This is a genomic window from Actinomadura meridiana, from assembly GCF_039537545.1.
GTDB classification, from domain to species: domain Bacteria; phylum Actinomycetota; class Actinomycetes; order Streptosporangiales; family Streptosporangiaceae; genus Spirillospora; species Spirillospora meridiana.
The window spans coordinates 357,076-373,096 of record NZ_BAABAS010000015.1; the positions used below are offsets into that span (position 1 = coordinate 357,076).

Consider the following 16,021-nt stretch of genomic DNA (forward strand, 5'->3'; position numbering starts at 1 on the left):
CACCATGAGCATGCCGATCCGCCAGAGCGTTCGCATAGGAAGCTATATCCTCCGCAACAAGCTGCGCGGCAACGACAAGTTCCCGCTCATCGTCGAACTCGAACCGCTTTTCGCCTGCAACCTCGCCTGCGCGGGCTGTGGAAAGATCCAGCATCCGCATGACGTGCTGAAGAAGCGCATGCCCGTCGAACAGGCGGTCGCCGCCATCAAGGAATGCGGCGCGCCGATGGTGTCCATCGCGGGCGGCGAACCGCTCATGCACCCGCAGATCGACGAGCTGGTGGCCGAGCTCGTCAAGATGAAGAAGTTCGTCTTCCTGTGCACGAACGCGCTGCTCATCCCCAAGAAGCTCGACAAGTTCAAGCCGTCGCCCTACTTCGCGTGGGCCGTCCACATCGACGGGTTGAAGGAGCGCCACGACGAGTCGGTCTGCAAGGACGGCGTCTTCGACGACGCCGTGGCGGCCATCAAGGAATGCCAGCGCCGTGGATTCCGCGTCACCACCAACACGACGTTCTTCAACACCGACACGCCGCAGACGGTGATCGACGTTCTGAACTATCTGAACGACGACCTCAAGGTCGACGAGATGATGATCTCGCCCGCGTACGCCTACGAGAAGGCGCCCGACCAGGAGCATTTCCTCGGCGTCCAGGAGACCAGGGAACTGTTCCGCAAGGCGTTCGGCGACGGGCGGCGCAAGCGCTGGCGCTTCAACCACTCGCCGCTTTTCCTGGACTTCCTGGAGGGCAAGGCCGACTTTCCCTGCACGGCGTGGGCGATCCCGTCCTACTCCCTGTTCGGGTGGCAGCGTCCCTGCTACCTGATGTCGGACGGCTACGCCCAGTCCTACAAGGAACTCCTGGACGACACCGACTGGGACAGCTACGGCCGGGGCCGTGACCCGCGCTGCGCCAACTGCATGGCGCACTGCGGGTACGAGCCCACGGCCGTGTTCAGCACGGTCGGCTCGCTGAAGGAGTCCCTGCGGGCCATCCGGGAGAAGTGAGGTCAGGGTCGTCCGACGCCCGGCACGTCCACCTGGGTCACCAGGACCTGGCCGCTGCCGGGCGTCACGACCTCCCCGGCCATGCCGAGGAAATCGGCGGCCACGATGAACAGGGTCCTGCCGTCGGGCCCGCCGAGAGCGCAGGCGAAGCCGCCGCGATCCAGCGTGACCGTGTGCAGGACGGCCCCGCCCTCGGCCACGCGCACGCACCGCTTGTTCGGGACGTCGGCGTACCAGACGGCGCCTTCCTCGTCCAGGCAGATGCCGTCGGGGGTGCCGTCGCCCAGGTCGGCCCACACCCGCCGCCCGGTCAGGTCGCCGTCCGGGCCGATGTCGAACGCCACCAGGCAGTGCCGGTAGGAGTCGGCGACGATCAGCGTGGAGTCGTCGGGCGTCACGGCCATCCCGTTCGGGAACAAGATGTCGTCGGCGACCTCCCGGACCCGCCCCCTGTGGGGGGACGACCCCCCACGCCCCCCGGAACGGCCCTGACCGCCGTCCATCGGGGCCAGGGAGACTCCGCCTGGTTTCACCGGCTCGCCGCTGGCGAGGTCGAAGCCCATCCTGTTGACGTAGGCGTTGCCGCGCCCGTCGAGGGCGATGTCGTTCCAGCCCGTTCCGCCGAGTTCCGCGTGGACGGACAGGTTTCCGGCGTCGTCACGGCGCAGCAGCCGCCCGTCAGTGGACGACACGATCAGCAGTTGCCCGTCCGGGAGGAACGCGGTGCACAGCGGCAGCGACCGCACCCGCGCGACCACCTCCGTCCGGCCGTCGAGGTCGATGGCGACGACCTCGCCCGCCGACCAGTCGGAGAAGTACAACCGTCCGTCGTGCCAGCGCGGCGACTCCACCAGGCCCCGCCCGTCGAGCAGCGTCCGAACCTCACCCATGATCCATCCCCATTCGTGGCACCGTCGCCCCCTGCGGGCGGCGTCTCACCCTCTACACGAACGGGATGCCTCCAGATCGACACCTTCCTACGACGGGAGTGGGATTTCCGCCGTCAGAACGTAGGAGTCGTCTTGGGCCTCGCCCTTGAGGAAGCCGCCTACGGTTCCCATGCGGTAGGCGAGGTTGTCCAGTCCAGAGCCGGGGGGCACGTTGTTGGGGCGGACGCCGTCGTTGCGCAGGCAGAGCCGTACCCTGCCGTCGATGAGGCCCGCGTCCAGGGTGCAGCGGCGTCCGTCGCTGTGGCGCAGGACGTTGGTGACGCCCTCCCGGAGCACGGTCGCGAGCACGTTGTTCTGCTCGGTGGTGAGGTGGGGGGCGTCAACGGTCCCGTCCACGGCGAAACCGGCGGTCGCGAGGATCGCCTTGGCCGACGCGACCTCGTCCTCCAGGGACACCTCGCGGTAGCCCGTCGAGACGATCTCGATGTCGGCGAGCGCCTGGCGGGCCGCCGCGAGACCGTCGTCCAACTCCTGCCGGGCCCGTGCCCGGTCCCGGTCGAGCAGGCGCAGTGCGAGTTCGCTCTTCAGGACGACGACCGACAGGCTGAATCCGAGCAGGTCGTGCAGGTCGCGGGCGAACCGCAGGCGTTCGCGGGCGACCTCGACGTGCGCGAGGCGCGTCCGGGCGGTCCGCAGCTCGCGGGCTAGCTGCCCCATCCGGGCGAAACCGTAGATGACCAGGGCGCGTTCGGCGATCCACACCATCTCGTAGGTCTGGTCGACGACCGTGCCGGGCTGGAACGACGCGTCCCAGAGGACGAGGAGGACGACCTCCTGGGCGATCAGCGGGATCGTCACCGCCCAGCGCGCCCACCCGCGCAGCAGGACGATCGTCAGCGCGGGCAGGTAAAGGGTCGCGTACCAGACCGGCCGGTCGAACACGAGGTTCGGAAGCAGCGCGACGACGAACGCGGCGGGGAGGGCGAACCGCCAGAAACGGGGCCGCCCGTCGTCGTCCCCGATCTGGAGGCACCACAGGGACAGTCCGGTGAAGACGGCCAGTGAGACCAGATACAGCGCGATCCCGCCGGAGGACTCGTCCGCCTGGGACAGCGATCTGATCGGGCCGGTGAGCAGCATCAACAGCGCGGCGGCCATGCCGAGGCCCGTGACGAAGGTCGTCGTCAGGTCGCCCGCGGCGGGCGGCGGCAGGGGAGCGGTGCCGCGATGGGAGTGGGCGACCGACCGGGTCTCGTTCAGCGCCGACCTGGCCAGGGCCAGGCGGTCGGTCAGCAGGTCCCGGAGGGACGCGCGGGCGGTCTCGCCGTCGCGGACGACCGCCTCCAGGGTGCGTCCGACCCGCTCGTTGAGCTGCTGGGCGAACGCCAGCCGCTCCCGGGCCACCTCGGCCTCGGCCAGCGCGGTCCTGGTCTTCTCCAGGTCCGCGACGAGGTCCGCGAACCGCGCGACGCCGTAGAGCGCGACGCCCACGAACGCCGTGTGCCCGAGGGCCAGGTAGGCGGCCTCCCACACGGTGGGACGGACGTCGAGCCCGGAGACGAACTGCACGACGACGACCACCGCGAACCCGGCCCACGCCGCCGCCACCGGACGGATCAGCAGCAACACGGCGGCGGCGAGGAATCCCGTGTTCCCGTACCAGGTGTCCGCGAACAGGAGCAGCCCGACGCCGGTGAGCACGGCCTGTGCGGCGAGCGTCCACTGCCAGGCCCGTGGACGCCGCCCGTCCGCCGTCTGGACGCAGTTGTAGAGGTGCAGCAGGAGCAGGCTCACCAGCAGCCCGCACCCGAGCGCCTTGAGCCCCGCCGGGTCGCCGGACCGGGAGATGCCGATGAACCCGCCATAGGAGAACCCGACACTGACGACGACTGCGACAAGTCGCGCAAGTCTCAAGGCCGACCACATAAGCCCGAAACTTAGCCGAATCCGTGCAGATCAGCACATAGTTGACACTGTTTCGGTGGCGTCCGGCACGGGCGGCCGATGATCCACATGCCGCGTCCGCCGGTGTAGTACGGGCGATTGAGCGTCGGGCCGATACCCGTGGGGGACGCTCGTCCGGTCCCGCGCCTCCTACCGTGATGATCACCTGACCGGAGGAGGACGGGACATGTTACGCAGGGTGATCGCCATGGTCGGCATCGTGGGCCTGACGGCGGCGGGGACGGCGACGGTGCCCGCCGCGGCGTCGGATGAAGATCATCCGAAGCTCGGGCGGCTGGTGCGGCAGCTGACCGCGCGGGACGGGGCGCCGGGCGCGCTGGCGAACGTCCAGGATCGGCACGGCCGGACGTTGATCAGAAGCGGGGTCGGCGACCTGCGGACCGGCGCGCCCGTCCCACCGGACGGCCACTGGCGGATCGGCAGCATCACCAAGCCGTTCGTCGCGACCGTGGTGCTCCAGCTCGTCGGCGAGGGCGAGATCGAGCTGGACGCGCCCGTCGACCGGTACCTGCCCGGCCTGGTGAGCCGCGACATCACCGTCCGGCACCTGCTCCAGCACACCAGCGGCCTGCCGGACTACCTGGAATACCTGTCCATGCCGGAGATCATCGCGCATCCGTTCACCCACTACGACAAGCGCGAGCTGCTGGACCTGGCCCTGAAACACCCGCCGCTGTTCGAGCCCGGCGAGAGGTGGTCGTACTCCAACACCGGCTATCTGCTGGCCGGGATGCTGATCGAGAAGGTCACCGGACACCCCTACGGGGACGAGATCAGGCGGCGTGTGCTGAGGCCGTTGCGGCTGCGTCACACGTTCGTGCCCGGCGATCGGGCGTCGCTGCCGTTGCCGCGTCCGCGTGGCTACGTGCGGCCGGGGCCGGACGTTCCGTTGCTCGACCGGACGCTGCTCAACCCCTCGGTCGCCGCCGCGAGCGGGAACGTGGTGTCGACGGCGTCCGATGTGAACCGGTTCTTCGCGGCCCTGGTCGGGGGCGAGCTGCTCCGTCCGGCCCAGCTTCGGGAGATGATGACCACCCGTCCCATGGGACGGTCGTCGGGCACGGAGTACGGCCTCGGCCTGGTGCGGGTTCCGCTGCCCTGCGGCGGATACGTGTGGGGGCACGCCGGGGACATGATCGGGTTCTCCACCCGCAGCGGCGCCACCGTCGACGGCAGGCGCGCCACCATCATGGCCAACGTGTATCCGGGCGCCACCGACGCGCAGGACAACGATCTTGAGGCCGCTCTCACCACCGCCTTCTGCGAATGAGGGCGACCATCGCAGCGGATCGTTCACCCGTTCCGGCACTCTCATCGCGGCGACGTGGGTCCTCACCGCGTCCCATTGTGCGGGCAGCGGGCTGTCGGTTCGCGCGGGCAGCGTATTCCGTGGGAAGCCCTGACAATACTGGAACAGACAATGTTGGGGTAAGGGTTCGGCGGCCGAGGTTTGTGCCGCAATTCGTGGGCGATGGGTGATCGGGGAATGCTCCGTCCGAATACGGGTTCTCGGGACGGAGGGGGAACGACCCGAGAGGTCGAAATGTCTGCGGGGCTGAACACCGGTGATTCCGCCTGGTTGATGGTGAGCACCGCGATGGTGCTTCTCATGACGCCGGGGCTCGCCTTCTTCTATGGCGGGATGGTCCGTTCCAAGAACATGCTGACGATGCTCTACATGAGCTTCATCTCCATCAGCCTGGTCACGATCCTGTGGTTCCTCTACGGGTACGGGATGGCGTTCGGGAAGGACCTCGGCGACGTCGGGCTCCTCGGCTGGGGCGACTGGCGGCTCGGCCACGTCCCGCCGGACGCGCTCCAGGGGAGGATCCCGGAGCAGATCTACGCCTGCTTCCAGCTCACGTTCGCGATCATCACGGTCGCGCTGATCAGCGGGTCGATCGCGGGACGGGCCCGGTTCGGCCCGTGGATCCTCTTCGTCGTGGCGTGGGTGACGCTGGTCTACGTGCCGGTGGCGCACTGGGTGTTCGACTCGTCCGGCTGGCTCAACGAGTGGGGCGTCATGGACTTCGCCGGGGGGCTCGTCGTGGAGCTCAGCTCCGGCATCTCCGGGCTCGCGATGGCGCTCGTGCTCGGGAAGGGCGTCGAGTTCCGCCGGAAGGAGGGGCCTCGTCCGGGGAACATCCCGTTCGTCCTGCTGGGTCTTGGGTTGTTGTGGTTCGGCTGGTTCGGGTTCAACGCCGGGTCTGCATTGAGCGACGGCGCCGTCGCCACCCGCGCGTTCGTCAGCACGATGATCGCCGGATGCGCGGGGATGCTGACCTGGCGGCTGCTGGAGTGGTTCCGCACCCGGCGCCTGACCAAGCTCGGCTCGACCAGCGGCGCCCTCGCGGGGCTGGTGGCCATCACCCCGTCGTGCGCCTACGTCAGCGTCGAGGGCGCTTTCGCCATCGGGGTCATCGCCGCCGCGGTGTGCACGTACGCGGTCGAACTGAAGCTCGTCGCCGGGTACGACGACACCCTGGACGTCACCGGGATCCACGGTGCCGGGGGGATCGTCGGCGTTGTTTCGCTCGGTTTCCTCGCCACCGGGTGGGACGTCGGCAAGCCCGGCCTGTTCTACGGCGGTTCGGCCTCGGTGCTGGGCAAACAGGTCGTCGCTGTGCTCGCCGTCGGGGCCTACGCCTTCGTCGTCACCTATGTGATCGGCAAGATCATCGACAGGCTGTTCCGGATGCGGATGACCGACGAGGAACAGGCCCTCGGAACGGACGCCGCCTTTGCCGAGGACTGACGCGCGGCGACGGCCCGACCCGCGCCGCGCGGTGGTGCCCGCGCGCGGCCCGCTGGCCGGACGCCGCGCGCCGAGGCTGCAACTGCGGCACGGCGAGGGCGACCGGAGCCACCTGACGAGCACGCAGGGACTGGTCGCGCTCTCGCTGGACGCGCTCAGCTCCGTGGCGTACGGGCCCGAGGCCGTCGCGTTGGTCCTGGTCACCGCGGGAGCGTCGCGGGTGCGGCTCACGCTGCCCGTCACGCTCGTCATCGCCGGGCTGCTGGTCGTGCTGGTGGTGTCGTACCGGCAGGTGATCGCCGTCCACCCGGACGGCGGCGGCTCCTACGCGGTCGCGAAACAGGACCTCGGGCCGCGCGCCGCGACGCTGGCCGCCGCCGCGCTCGTCATCGACTACGTCCTCACCGTCGCGGTCAGCCTCGCGGCGGGCGCCGCCACGCTCGGCTCGGCCTTCCCGGGGCTGCGGCCCCACCTGCTGGCGACGACGCTGGTCGTCCTGGTCGTGCTGACCGCCGTGAACCTGTACGGCATCGCCGACAGCGCCCGCGTCCTGATGCTGCCGCACCTGTTCGCGCTTCGGGGAGAGCGTCCCGTCCACCGGTACGGGGTGCTGGCGGTGGCGGTCGCCGCCGGGGCCCTGCTGGTCGCCGTGGACGCCCGCACGCACCGGCTGCTCCCGCTGTTCGCCATCGGCGTGTTCATCGGGTTCACGATCAGCCAGGTCGGGCTCGTCCTGCACTGGACGCGGCGGCGCCCGCCCCGCTGGGCGGGCACCGCGCTCCTCAACGGCACCGGCGCGACGCTCAGCGCGGTCGCGACCCTGGTGCTCCTGGTCACCAAGTTCGAGGAGGGCGCCTGGGTCGTCATCGTCGTCGTCCCGCTGCTGATCCTGGTGTTCACCCGGATCCGGGGCTACTACGACCGGGTCGGGCGGGAACTGCGGCTCGGCGTGGTGCCCGCGGAACGTCCCGAACCGGACCGGGGTGACCGGCTCGTCCTGGTACCGCTGGACGATGTCGGCGCGGTGACCACGACCGCGCTGAGCGCCGCCCTCGGCCTCGGCGGGGAGGTCGTGGCCGTCATGGTCCCGCCGGACGGCGAGCGCGCCCAGACCCTGCGGGAACGGTGGGACCGTTGGGATCCCGGCGTCCGGCTGGAGCTCCTGGACAGCCCCCGGGACTCGCGGCTCCGTCCGATCGTCGAGTACGCGAAGCGGGTCGCGGCGCGGGACGGCCAGTCGGTCGTGGTCCTCGTACCGGTCATCGAGTCGGATCGCCCCCGGTACCGGTTCATGTACGACCAGTGGAGCCTTCTGCTGGCGGAGGCCCTGCGCCGTCATGCGCCGGGTGTGCTGGTCTGCATGCTGCCGTACCGGGTCTCCGTGTGAGTTTCGGTATTCGGTTGGTGAGCCGATTGCGGTTTCGTGAGTTCCCGCTGGTGCACGAGGGGTAGGCGCTGAGCGACACATGTCGGCGTCGTTCTCGGGGGAGGCGGAGATGCGGGTGCGCGCGGCGGTGATCGCGGTGCTGCTGGCGGCGTCCCTGACCGGGTGCAGCGACAACCCCGTCGAGACCAGCGAGGAACCCGCCGAAGGGGTGAGCGGGCACGTCGGCAAGGTCCAGGTGCGGAACCTGTTCGTGCTGGGCGGACGCGACGGAGCGCAGATCCCGGTCGGCGGGTCGGCGCCGGTCTACTTCACGCTGGTCAACTCGCCGGAGACCGTGGAGTCCGCGGGCGCGTCCGGGAAGGCGGGGAACGCGGCCGGGGCCGACATGCTGGTGGGCGTGTCGTCGCCGAGCGCGGCGTCGTCCACGATCCTGCAAGGGCCGGTGAAGGCCCCGGTGGGCCAGGACGTCGTGATCGGGCCGCAGGCGCGGGTCGTCCTCTCCCATGTCGCCAAGCCCTTGGTGTCCGGCGAGAACGTCACGGTGACCCTGACGTTCAAGCACGCGGGCAGCGGGACGTTCACCGTCCCGATCCAGGCGCAGCAGGAGTATCTCGCGACCTACTCGCCCGCTCCCTCGGGGTGAACGGGGCGCGGGACCACGGGCCGCTGCCGGTTCTGCTCGTCCTGCTCACGGTGATGACCGGGCTCGTCGACTCCTTCAGCTATCTGGAGCTCGGGAACGTCTTCGTCGCCAACATGACGGGGAACGTCATCTTCTTCGGATTCGAGGTCGGCGGGGGCGGCGAGACGCGGCACACGATCCTGCTGAGCGCCATCTCGACGGTGTTCTTCTGCGTGGGCGCGGCGTTCGGTGGGCGGCTGGGGTCCGACCGTTTCAACCATCGGGGGCTGCTGCTGTCGGCGGGGGCCGCCGCTCAGGCGTGCGTGCTCGGCGTGGCCGTCCTGATCGTGACGGGGTTCGGCCACACGGGCACGGTGGAGCGCAAGGTGCTGATCGCGCTGCTGGCGACCTCGATGGGGTGGCAGTTCGCGATCGTCCGGCGCATCGACGTGCCCGACTTCCGGACGGTCGTGATCACGACGACGCTCACGTCGCTGGTGGCCGACCGGGCGCAGTCCGCGGAGCGGCTCGTCCGCAAGGCGGCGTCGATCGGGGCGCTGCTGCTGGGGGCGGCGGCCGGGCCGATGCTCATCCGGGGGTTCGGCGAGAGCGCGCCGCTGTGGGGGTCGGCCGCGCTGCTGGCCGTGGTCGCCGTCGCGGGGCTCGTCACCGCGCGGCGTCCCGGCGCCGAAAGCTGGGGCTGAAGCGGGGCTTGAGCTGCGGGGATTTGACCAAGCGTTGACAGGAAACGCCTTTTCGACGCGGGTGCCGGGGAAGGTCGTCGGTGTCATTTCCGGTCTTTGTCGAGTCCGGTTTCTCGTAGGGGAGTTCGCCTGTGTCGTCGTCTGCGGAGGCGTCCGGAAACGAACGGCGGCCGCCGTCGCGAGACCGGCTGCTGGACGCCGCGCTGACGATTCCGCGCGGGGTCGCCCAGGTCGATTTCCAGTCGAGTTACTGGACGGGGTTCATCTTCATCATCGCGTTGTTCGTCGGCGGTTGGCAGTTCGGCGTGTTCGGGCTTCTCGGCACGGCCGTCGCCACGCTGACCGCGTTCCTGCTCGGCGTCGCCAGGGACCGGGTCTCGATCGGCCTCGAAGGGTTCTGCGGGACGCTCATCGGCGTCGCCCTCGTCCTCTACCTCGGCACGACCTGGATGACGGCGGCCCTGGTCGTCGGGGCGGCGGTCGCGGGCAGCGTGCTCACCTCGGCGATGGCCACCGTCCTGAAGCCGTACAACCTGCCGACGTTCACCGCGCCGTTCTGCGTCGTCACGCTGGTGATGGTGATCGGGGCGGCGACTACGGCGGTCCTGACCGCCGCAATCACCAGCCTGTTCAGCGGGGGCGGCGGTCACACCCTGACATGCCGTTGGCGCTTCCCGCCGCCGTCCCACTCTTCCTCCAGGTCCGGAGGGCCTAATTGACTTCTCCCTCAGCTGGAGCAGAGGGATTCAACCCTCACGGGTCGAGTTTTCTGCTTCACAGCCCGCCGCCGACCCGGATAACCGGCAAAGGACGGTGCGCCGCCCATCGGTCCTACGCAAGCTCCACAGACTTCACATCCCGCCAGCCCGGCGGTAGGCCCCGTCGGCTTGGTTCTCACCGGCTGGGCGAACCGAGACTAGCACATCTTCGAACGTTTGTGCGGGTCGATCTGTGGTCGGGCGACGGTCTCCGCAGCGACCGCCCGCTTCCGCCCTGCTGTGCGGGGCCCGATTTCTCCCCGCCTGAAGGTGGGGTCTCGGAGGTAACCGATGAACCTGTCACCACGAGAGATCGACAAACTGCTCATCTTCGTCGTCGCGGAGATGGCGGAAAAGCGCAGGAAGCGCGGCCTGAAACTGAACTACGGCGAGTCGGTGGCGCTGATCAGCTCCGCGATCGTGGAGGCCGCGCGGGACGGAAAGTCAGTCGCCGACTGCATGAAGCTGGGCAAACGGGTGGTCGGCCCGAACGAGGTCATGCCCGGCGTCCGCGACATGTTGAAGCTGATCCAGGTCGAGGCGGCGTTCGAGGACGGCACCAAGCTCGTCTCCTGCCACGACCCCGTGGGCGGCGGCAAATGACCGACGACAACGAGAGGGGCGCCGCCCATGGCTGGTGACGTGTACCTGTTCGGCAAAGGGCAGATCGAACTCAACGCCGGTCAACGCCGAGAGAGGCTGACCGTGCGCAACACCGGTGACCGGGCCGTCCAGATCGGTTCCCATTTCCATTTCTTCGAGGTTAACCGGGCGTTGAGCTTCGACCGGGAAAGGGCCTTCGGAATGCGGCTCGACATTCCGGCGGGGACGGCCGTCAGGTTCGAGGCCGGAGACACCAAGGAAGTGAAACTCGTCGAATACGGGGGCGGGATGCGCATCGTCGGCTTCGGCGGGCTGCTCGACGGGAGCATCCGTTCCGAGGCGGCGAAGAAGAGGGCGCTGGCGCTGATGCGCACGCGCGGCTACCTCGACGAGCCCGAGAAGCCCGGCAAGGCCGAGAAGCCAGGCAAGGCCGAGAGGCCGCGAAGGACCGCCAAGCCGAAGAAGGGCTCGAAGCGATGACGACGATGTCCCGCGAGAAATACGCGACCATGTACGGGCCCACGGTGGGCGACCGGTTCCATCTGGGCGACACCAACCTGATCGTCGAGGTGGAGAAGGACCACACCGAGGGCCACTACGGCGACGAGTCCCAGTACGGCGGCGGGAAGACCGCCAGGGACGGCATGTCGGCCGACCCCGCCTCGCAGAACGCCACCACGGCGCTCGACACCGTCATCACCAACGTCGTCATCATCGACCCGGTGCTCGGCATCGTGAAGGGCGACATCGGGATCAAGGACGGCAGGATCGCCGGGGTCGGCAAGTCCGGCAACACGCACACCCAGAACGGCGTCGACCGGCGCCTGATCATCGGTGCGGGCACCGAGGTGATCTCCGGGGAGAACCTGGTGGCCACCGCCGGAGGGATCGACACGCACGTCCACTACATCACCCCGCAGCAGGCGCAGCACGCGCTCAGCAACGGCATCACCACCGTGGTCGGCGGCGGCACCGGACCGGCGGACGGCACCCGCGGCACCACCTGCACGCCGGGCCCGTGGAACACCGCCCGGATCCTCCAGGCGTTCGAGGACATCCCGGTCAACGTCTCGGTCTACGCCAAGGGCAACAACAGCCTGCCCGCGTCGCTGGACGAGCAGCTCCGCGCGGGCGCGAGCGGGCTGAAGGTCCACGAGGACTGGGGCACGACGCCCGCCGTCATCGACTGCGCGCTCCGCGTCGCCGACGACCACGACGTGCAGGTCGCCATCCACACCGACACGCTGAACGAGGCCGGGTTCGTCGAGGACACGATCGACGCGATCGACGGCCGCACGATCCACACCTACCACTCCGAGGGCGCGGGCGGCGGGCACGCCCCCGACATCCTGCGGATCACGGCGGAGCCGAACGCGCTGCCCGCGTCCACGAACCCGACGCTGCCGTACACGGCGAACTCGGTGGACGAACTGCTCGACATGACGATGGTCTGCCACCACCTCAGCTACGACGTCCCTGAGGACCTGGCGTTCGCGGAGAGCCGCGTCCGGGCCGAGACGATCGCGGCCGAGACCGTCCTGCACGACCTCGGCGTGATCAGCATCATCGGGTCGGACTCGCAGGCCATGGGCCGGATCGGCGAGTCGTTCACCCGCGCGTTCCAGATCGCGCACCACTGCAAGGACAGGCGCGGCGCCCTGGCGGAGGACTCGTCCCGCAACGACAACTACCGCGCGCTGCGGTACCTGGCGAAGCTGACCATCAACCCGGCGCGCGCCAGCGGCATGGCGGACGTCATCGGGTCGTTGGAGGACGGCAAGCTCGCCGACATCGTGCTGTGGCAGATCCACTCGTTCGCGGCGAAACCGTTCATGGTCGTGAAGGGCGGGCTGATCAGCTGGGCGCAGCTCGGCGACCCGAACGCCTCACTGCCGACGCCGCAGCCGGTGTATCTGCGGCCCGCGTTCGGTTGCTCGCCGCGCGCGCTCCGGGAGACGTGCGTGACGTTCATGTCGGCCGCGTCCATCGCGGAGGGCGTTCCCGGACGGCTCGGGCTGGAGCGGATCATCCGGCCCGTCCGGCAGTGCCGCACGGTGGACAAACGGCACATGCTGTACAACTCGACGCTCGCCGACATCGAGGTCGACCCGGAGACGTACCGCGTCACGGTGGACGGTGAACTGGCGACCATCGAACCGGCCAGAAAGCTGCCACTGAACCGACTGTTCTTCATCGCGTGATGGGGCACCGGTCGGTCGGGGACCTCGGCGCGTTGTTGGCGCAGTTCCAGCTCACCGACTCGGGGTTTCCCAGCGGGCTCTACACCCTGTCGCACGGGCTGGAGGGGCATGTCCAGCTCGGCCTCGCGCGGGCGGAGGACCTGCGGGAACTGGTGTCCGACCTGGTGTGGGCGGCGGGGACGGCCGACGCCGCCGCGCTGGCGCTCGCCCACCAGGCCGTGACGTCCGGCGACTGGGACACGGTCGTGGAGACCGACCGGCGGCTGCACGCGATCAAGCTCAGTGCCGAGCAGCGGACCGCGTCGGTGCGGACCGGACGCCAGGTCCTCGACATCGCCGGGCCCGCGTTCGGGTCGGCCCCGGCGGCGCGGCTGGCCGGACTTGTCGCGGACGGCGCGTCCCCGGGTAACCACGCGGTCGCGGTCGGCGCGGTGCACGCGGGGCTCGGGGTGCCCGTCCGGGACGCGGTCGCCAGCGACCTGTACGCCTTCGCGGCGAGTTGCGCGGGGGCGTCGGTGCGGCTCGGACGGCTCGACTTCCGGGCGGCGCAGGCGCTGCTGCGGGACGTCCGGCCCGACCTCGTCCGGGCGGTCGGCTCTGCCCTCGCGGCCCGGCACCCGTCCGACCTGCACGCTTCGACGCCGGGCGCGGACATCGTGTCGGCCGCCCACGAGCGGGCCGAGGCCCGGCTGTTCATCACCTGACCGAAAGACAGGAGGGGACGACCATGGAATCCGAGAATGTGTTCAAGATCGGTGTCGGCGGCCCGGTGGGATCGGGCAAGACCGCCCTGATCGAGGCGCTGGTGCCCGTCCTGACCTCGCGCGGGCACCGCCCCGGCGTGATCACCAACGACATCTACACGCAGGAGGACGCCGAGCACGTCCGCCGGACGCTGGCGGGGACGCTGGACCCGGAACGTGTGGTCGGCGTCGAGACCGGGTCGTGCCCGCACACCGCCGTCCGCGACGACCCGACGATGAACCTCGCCGCCGCGGCCGACCTGCTCGACCGCTGCCCCGACATCGACGTGCTGCTGTTCGAGAGCGGCGGGGACAACCTGACGCTCACCTTCAGCCCGCTGCTGGCCGACGTGTACGTGTTCGTCCTGGACACGGCCGAGGGGGAGAAGATGCCGCGCAAGCGCGGGCCCGGCACCACGGACTCCGACCTGCTGGTCATCAACAAGATCGACATCGCGAAGTACGTCCGGACCGACCTGACGGTGATGGAGCGGGACGCCTGGGACGTCCGCGACGGGCGCACCGTCATCCTGACCGACTGCCTCACCGGGACCGGCGTCACCGACGTCGCCGACTTCGTCCTCAAGCGCCGGGAAGAGATGTGCTCACCCGCACCATGACGCCGGACGCGCTGCCGGTCGAGGTGGCCGGGCACGCCTCGGTGCCCGACACGCTGCCGGTGGGCTCCCCGGGCAAGGACGGCGTGCTGGAACTGGCCTTCCGGTCGGTCGACGGCCGGACGGAGCTGACGAGCCAGTTCCAGAAGGCGCCGCTGCACATCACCCGTCCGCTGTATCTGGACGGCGACCGTCCCGGAATGCCGTGCGTGATGTTCATGTCGTCCGGTGGCGGAATCCTTCAGGGCGACCGGTATCGCATGCGTCTCGACTGCGGTTCGGGGACGTCGGTTCGCTTCACCACCCAGACCGCGACGCGGCTCTACCGGATGGAGCACGACTACGCCGTCCAGACCGTAGAACTCGATGTGGGGGAGGGTTCCTACGTCGAGTACCTGCCCGAACCCACGATTCCCTTCACGGATTCACGCTTCTACCAGCGCATGGCCGTCACGGTGGGCCCGAACACAACCGTCCTCTTGGGCGACCGTGTGATGGCGGGACGCCTGGCACGCGGCGAACGTCACGCCTACACCGCGTACTGCACGGACCTGGACGTCCAGGACACGCAAGGCCGCCTACTGTTCGCCGACCCACTCCGGTTCGTCCCCGCAGAGCGGACACCGGCCGGCCCCACGGCGATGGACGACGCCGGAACCATGGCGTCCCTCTACGTCGTGTCGCAGGCGCGACCCGCGCGGGAGTTGGCCGACGCCCTACACGAGGCGCTCACGGGGACGGGCGTGCGCGGCGGGGCGGGCGTCCTGCCCGGCGACCACGGCGCATGGGCGCGCATGCTCGGCGGCGAGTCTCCGGAGACGGACGCGACGTTCTCCCGTGCCCTGGACGTCGCGCGGCGGCTCGTGGCGGCGGACTGATGAACCACTCCCTGCGAGGGCGGCTCCACAACCGCGAACTGGCCGAGGCCGCACTCCTGCATCCGCACAAGGGCAGGCCCCCGGTACTGAAGCCCCGGGTCGTCGTGGAAATCGCCGTGGGTGGCGCTCTCGGCGCGCTCGCCCGTGACCTCCTCAGTGACGCGCTCCCGGGGGCGAAGTCGGGATTCCCCTGGGACACGTTCACCGTCAACATGCTCGGCTGCCTCGCCATGGGCGCGTTGACCGCGTACCTGTTGCGGAGACGTCCGCACCCGTTCGTCCGTCCGCTGATGGTGACGGGCTACCTGGGCGGGTTCACGACGTTCTCCCACCTGATCGACGGCATCTACAAGCTCGGCGACGACGGCCGCGTCGGACTCAGCGTCGGATACGCGGCCGCAAGCGTCTTCGGCGGCTGGATCGCTATCGCCGCCGGTCTGGCGCTCGGACGTCTCGTCCCGCGCCGCCCCGGGGAGGACGCGACATGATCGTGTCGCTGCTCGTCCTCGCGGGCGGGGCCGTGGGAGCGGTGTTCCGGTACATCATCGACGGCTACGTGAAAGCGACCGCTGGAAAGTCCTTTCCCTGGGGCACGCTGACTGTCAACGTTCTCGGGTCGGCACTCCTGGGCGCTTTCCACGGCGCGGGCACCGGGACGAACCTCGAAGCCTTGCTGGGCACCGGCCTCTGCGGCGCGCTCACCACGTTCAGCACTTTCGAGCTGGACACCGTCCACCTGATCCAGGACGGCGAGTACGGCAGGGCCGCGATCAACGCGCTCGGCGGCCTCCTCCTTGGCGCCGCCGCGTTCGTCGCCTTCTACCAACTGCTCCACTGAAAAGGCCCCCGGCCCCAACGCTTCACGAGGCCGGGGACCCAGACGGTCACA

17 protein-coding genes are annotated in these 16,021 nt (G+C 69.7%); 15 read left to right on the top strand and 2 right to left on the bottom strand.

Going from position 1 to position 16,021, the window contains the following annotated elements:
- Positions 1-4: 4 nt before the first annotated feature.
- Positions 5-1,009: an adenosyl-hopene transferase HpnH gene (gene hpnH / locus ABD808_RS22810; protein WP_344899940.1), complete on the top strand. Its 1,005-nt coding sequence runs from the start codon at positions 5-7 to the stop codon at positions 1,007-1,009.
- Positions 1,010-1,011: 2 nt separating this feature from the next.
- On the opposite strand, the gene ABD808_RS22815 is transcribed toward hpnH, so the two are convergent.
- Together ABD808_RS22815 and ABD808_RS22820 are read right to left on the bottom strand one after the other, a co-directional pair.
- Complete coding sequence (locus tag ABD808_RS22815; RefSeq protein ID WP_344899942.1) at positions 1,012-1,899, bottom strand: SMP-30/gluconolactonase/LRE family protein; 888 nt, start codon at positions 1,897-1,899, stop codon at positions 1,012-1,014.
- 87 nt (positions 1,900-1,986) lie between these two features.
- Positions 1,987-3,813 (bottom strand): sensor histidine kinase, encoded by a 1,827-nt coding sequence (locus ABD808_RS22820; protein ID WP_344899944.1) that lies wholly within the window; start codon positions 3,811-3,813, stop codon positions 1,987-1,989.
- A 217-nt stretch (positions 3,814-4,030) separates the two neighbouring features.
- On the opposite strand from ABD808_RS22820, the gene ABD808_RS22825 reads away from it, so the two are divergent.
- The 14 genes from ABD808_RS22825 to crcB all read left to right on the top strand — a co-directional run bounded on the left by ABD808_RS22825 (position 4,031) and on the right by crcB (position 15,970).
- Positions 4,031-5,134 carry a serine hydrolase domain-containing protein gene (locus ABD808_RS22825; RefSeq protein WP_344899946.1) on the top strand — a complete coding sequence of 368 codons (1,104 nt, stop codon included), beginning with the start codon at positions 4,031-4,033 and terminating at the stop codon, positions 5,132-5,134.
- A gap of 273 nt (positions 5,135-5,407) precedes the next feature.
- Positions 5,408-6,619, top strand: coding sequence for an ammonium transporter (locus ABD808_RS22830; protein WP_344899948.1), 1,212 nt, complete (start codon positions 5,408-5,410; stop codon positions 6,617-6,619).
- Positions 6,606-8,006 carry an amino acid permease gene (locus ABD808_RS22835; protein ID WP_344899950.1) on the top strand — a complete coding sequence of 467 codons (1,401 nt, stop codon included), beginning with the start codon at positions 6,606-6,608 and terminating at the stop codon, positions 8,004-8,006. The genes ABD808_RS22830 and ABD808_RS22835 overlap by 14 nt, the downstream gene beginning before the upstream one ends.
- Positions 8,007-8,085: 79 nt before the next feature.
- Entirely contained in the window at positions 8,086-8,649 is a 564-nt protein-coding gene (locus ABD808_RS22840) for a copper chaperone PCu(A)C domain-containing protein (RefSeq protein WP_344899952.1), read from the top strand.
- Positions 8,646-9,332 carry a YoaK family protein gene (locus tag ABD808_RS22845; RefSeq protein WP_344899954.1) on the top strand — a complete coding sequence of 229 codons (687 nt, stop codon included), beginning with the start codon at positions 8,646-8,648 and terminating at the stop codon, positions 9,330-9,332. Before ABD808_RS22840 ends, ABD808_RS22845 begins: the two co-directional genes overlap by 4 nt.
- A gap of 131 nt (positions 9,333-9,463) precedes the next feature.
- The gene (locus tag ABD808_RS22850) at positions 9,464-10,051 is read left to right on the top strand and encodes an urea transporter (protein WP_344899956.1); all 588 of its coding nucleotides are present in this window, start codon (positions 9,464-9,466) and stop codon (positions 10,049-10,051) included.
- Between the two features lie 330 nt (positions 10,052-10,381).
- Complete coding sequence (locus ABD808_RS22855) at positions 10,382-10,693, top strand: urease subunit gamma (RefSeq protein ID WP_344899958.1); 312 nt, start codon at positions 10,382-10,384, stop codon at positions 10,691-10,693.
- Between the two features lie 27 nt (positions 10,694-10,720).
- The gene (ureB, locus tag ABD808_RS22860) at positions 10,721-11,173 is read left to right on the top strand and encodes an urease subunit beta (protein WP_425548963.1); all 453 of its coding nucleotides are present in this window, start codon (positions 10,721-10,723) and stop codon (positions 11,171-11,173) included.
- On the top strand, positions 11,170-12,894 hold the full coding sequence (ureC, locus tag ABD808_RS22865) for an urease subunit alpha (protein ID WP_344899960.1): 1,725 nt from the start codon (positions 11,170-11,172) through the stop codon (positions 12,892-12,894). Before ureB ends, ureC begins: the two co-directional genes overlap by 4 nt.
- Positions 12,894-13,598, top strand: a complete 705-nt coding sequence (locus ABD808_RS22870) for an urease accessory protein UreF (protein WP_344899962.1) — start codon at positions 12,894-12,896, stop codon at positions 13,596-13,598. Before ureC ends, ABD808_RS22870 begins: the two co-directional genes overlap by 1 nt.
- A 23-nt stretch (positions 13,599-13,621) precedes the next feature.
- Positions 13,622-14,257 (top strand): urease accessory protein UreG, encoded by a 636-nt coding sequence (gene ureG / locus ABD808_RS22875; protein ID WP_344899964.1) that lies wholly within the window; start codon positions 13,622-13,624, stop codon positions 14,255-14,257.
- A complete protein-coding gene (locus ABD808_RS22880; RefSeq protein WP_344899966.1) occupies positions 14,239-15,132 on the top strand; it encodes an urease accessory protein UreD in 894 nt (297 codons plus the stop codon). The genes ureG and ABD808_RS22880 overlap by 19 nt, the downstream gene beginning before the upstream one ends.
- Complete coding sequence (locus ABD808_RS22885; RefSeq protein ID WP_344899968.1) at positions 15,132-15,620, top strand: fluoride efflux transporter FluC; 489 nt, start codon at positions 15,132-15,134, stop codon at positions 15,618-15,620. The genes ABD808_RS22880 and ABD808_RS22885 overlap by 1 nt, the downstream gene beginning before the upstream one ends.
- Positions 15,617-15,970, top strand: coding sequence for a fluoride efflux transporter CrcB (gene crcB / locus ABD808_RS22890; protein ID WP_344899970.1), 354 nt, complete (start codon positions 15,617-15,619; stop codon positions 15,968-15,970). Before ABD808_RS22885 ends, crcB begins: the two co-directional genes overlap by 4 nt.
- The last annotated feature ends 51 nt before the right edge of the window (positions 15,971-16,021 follow it).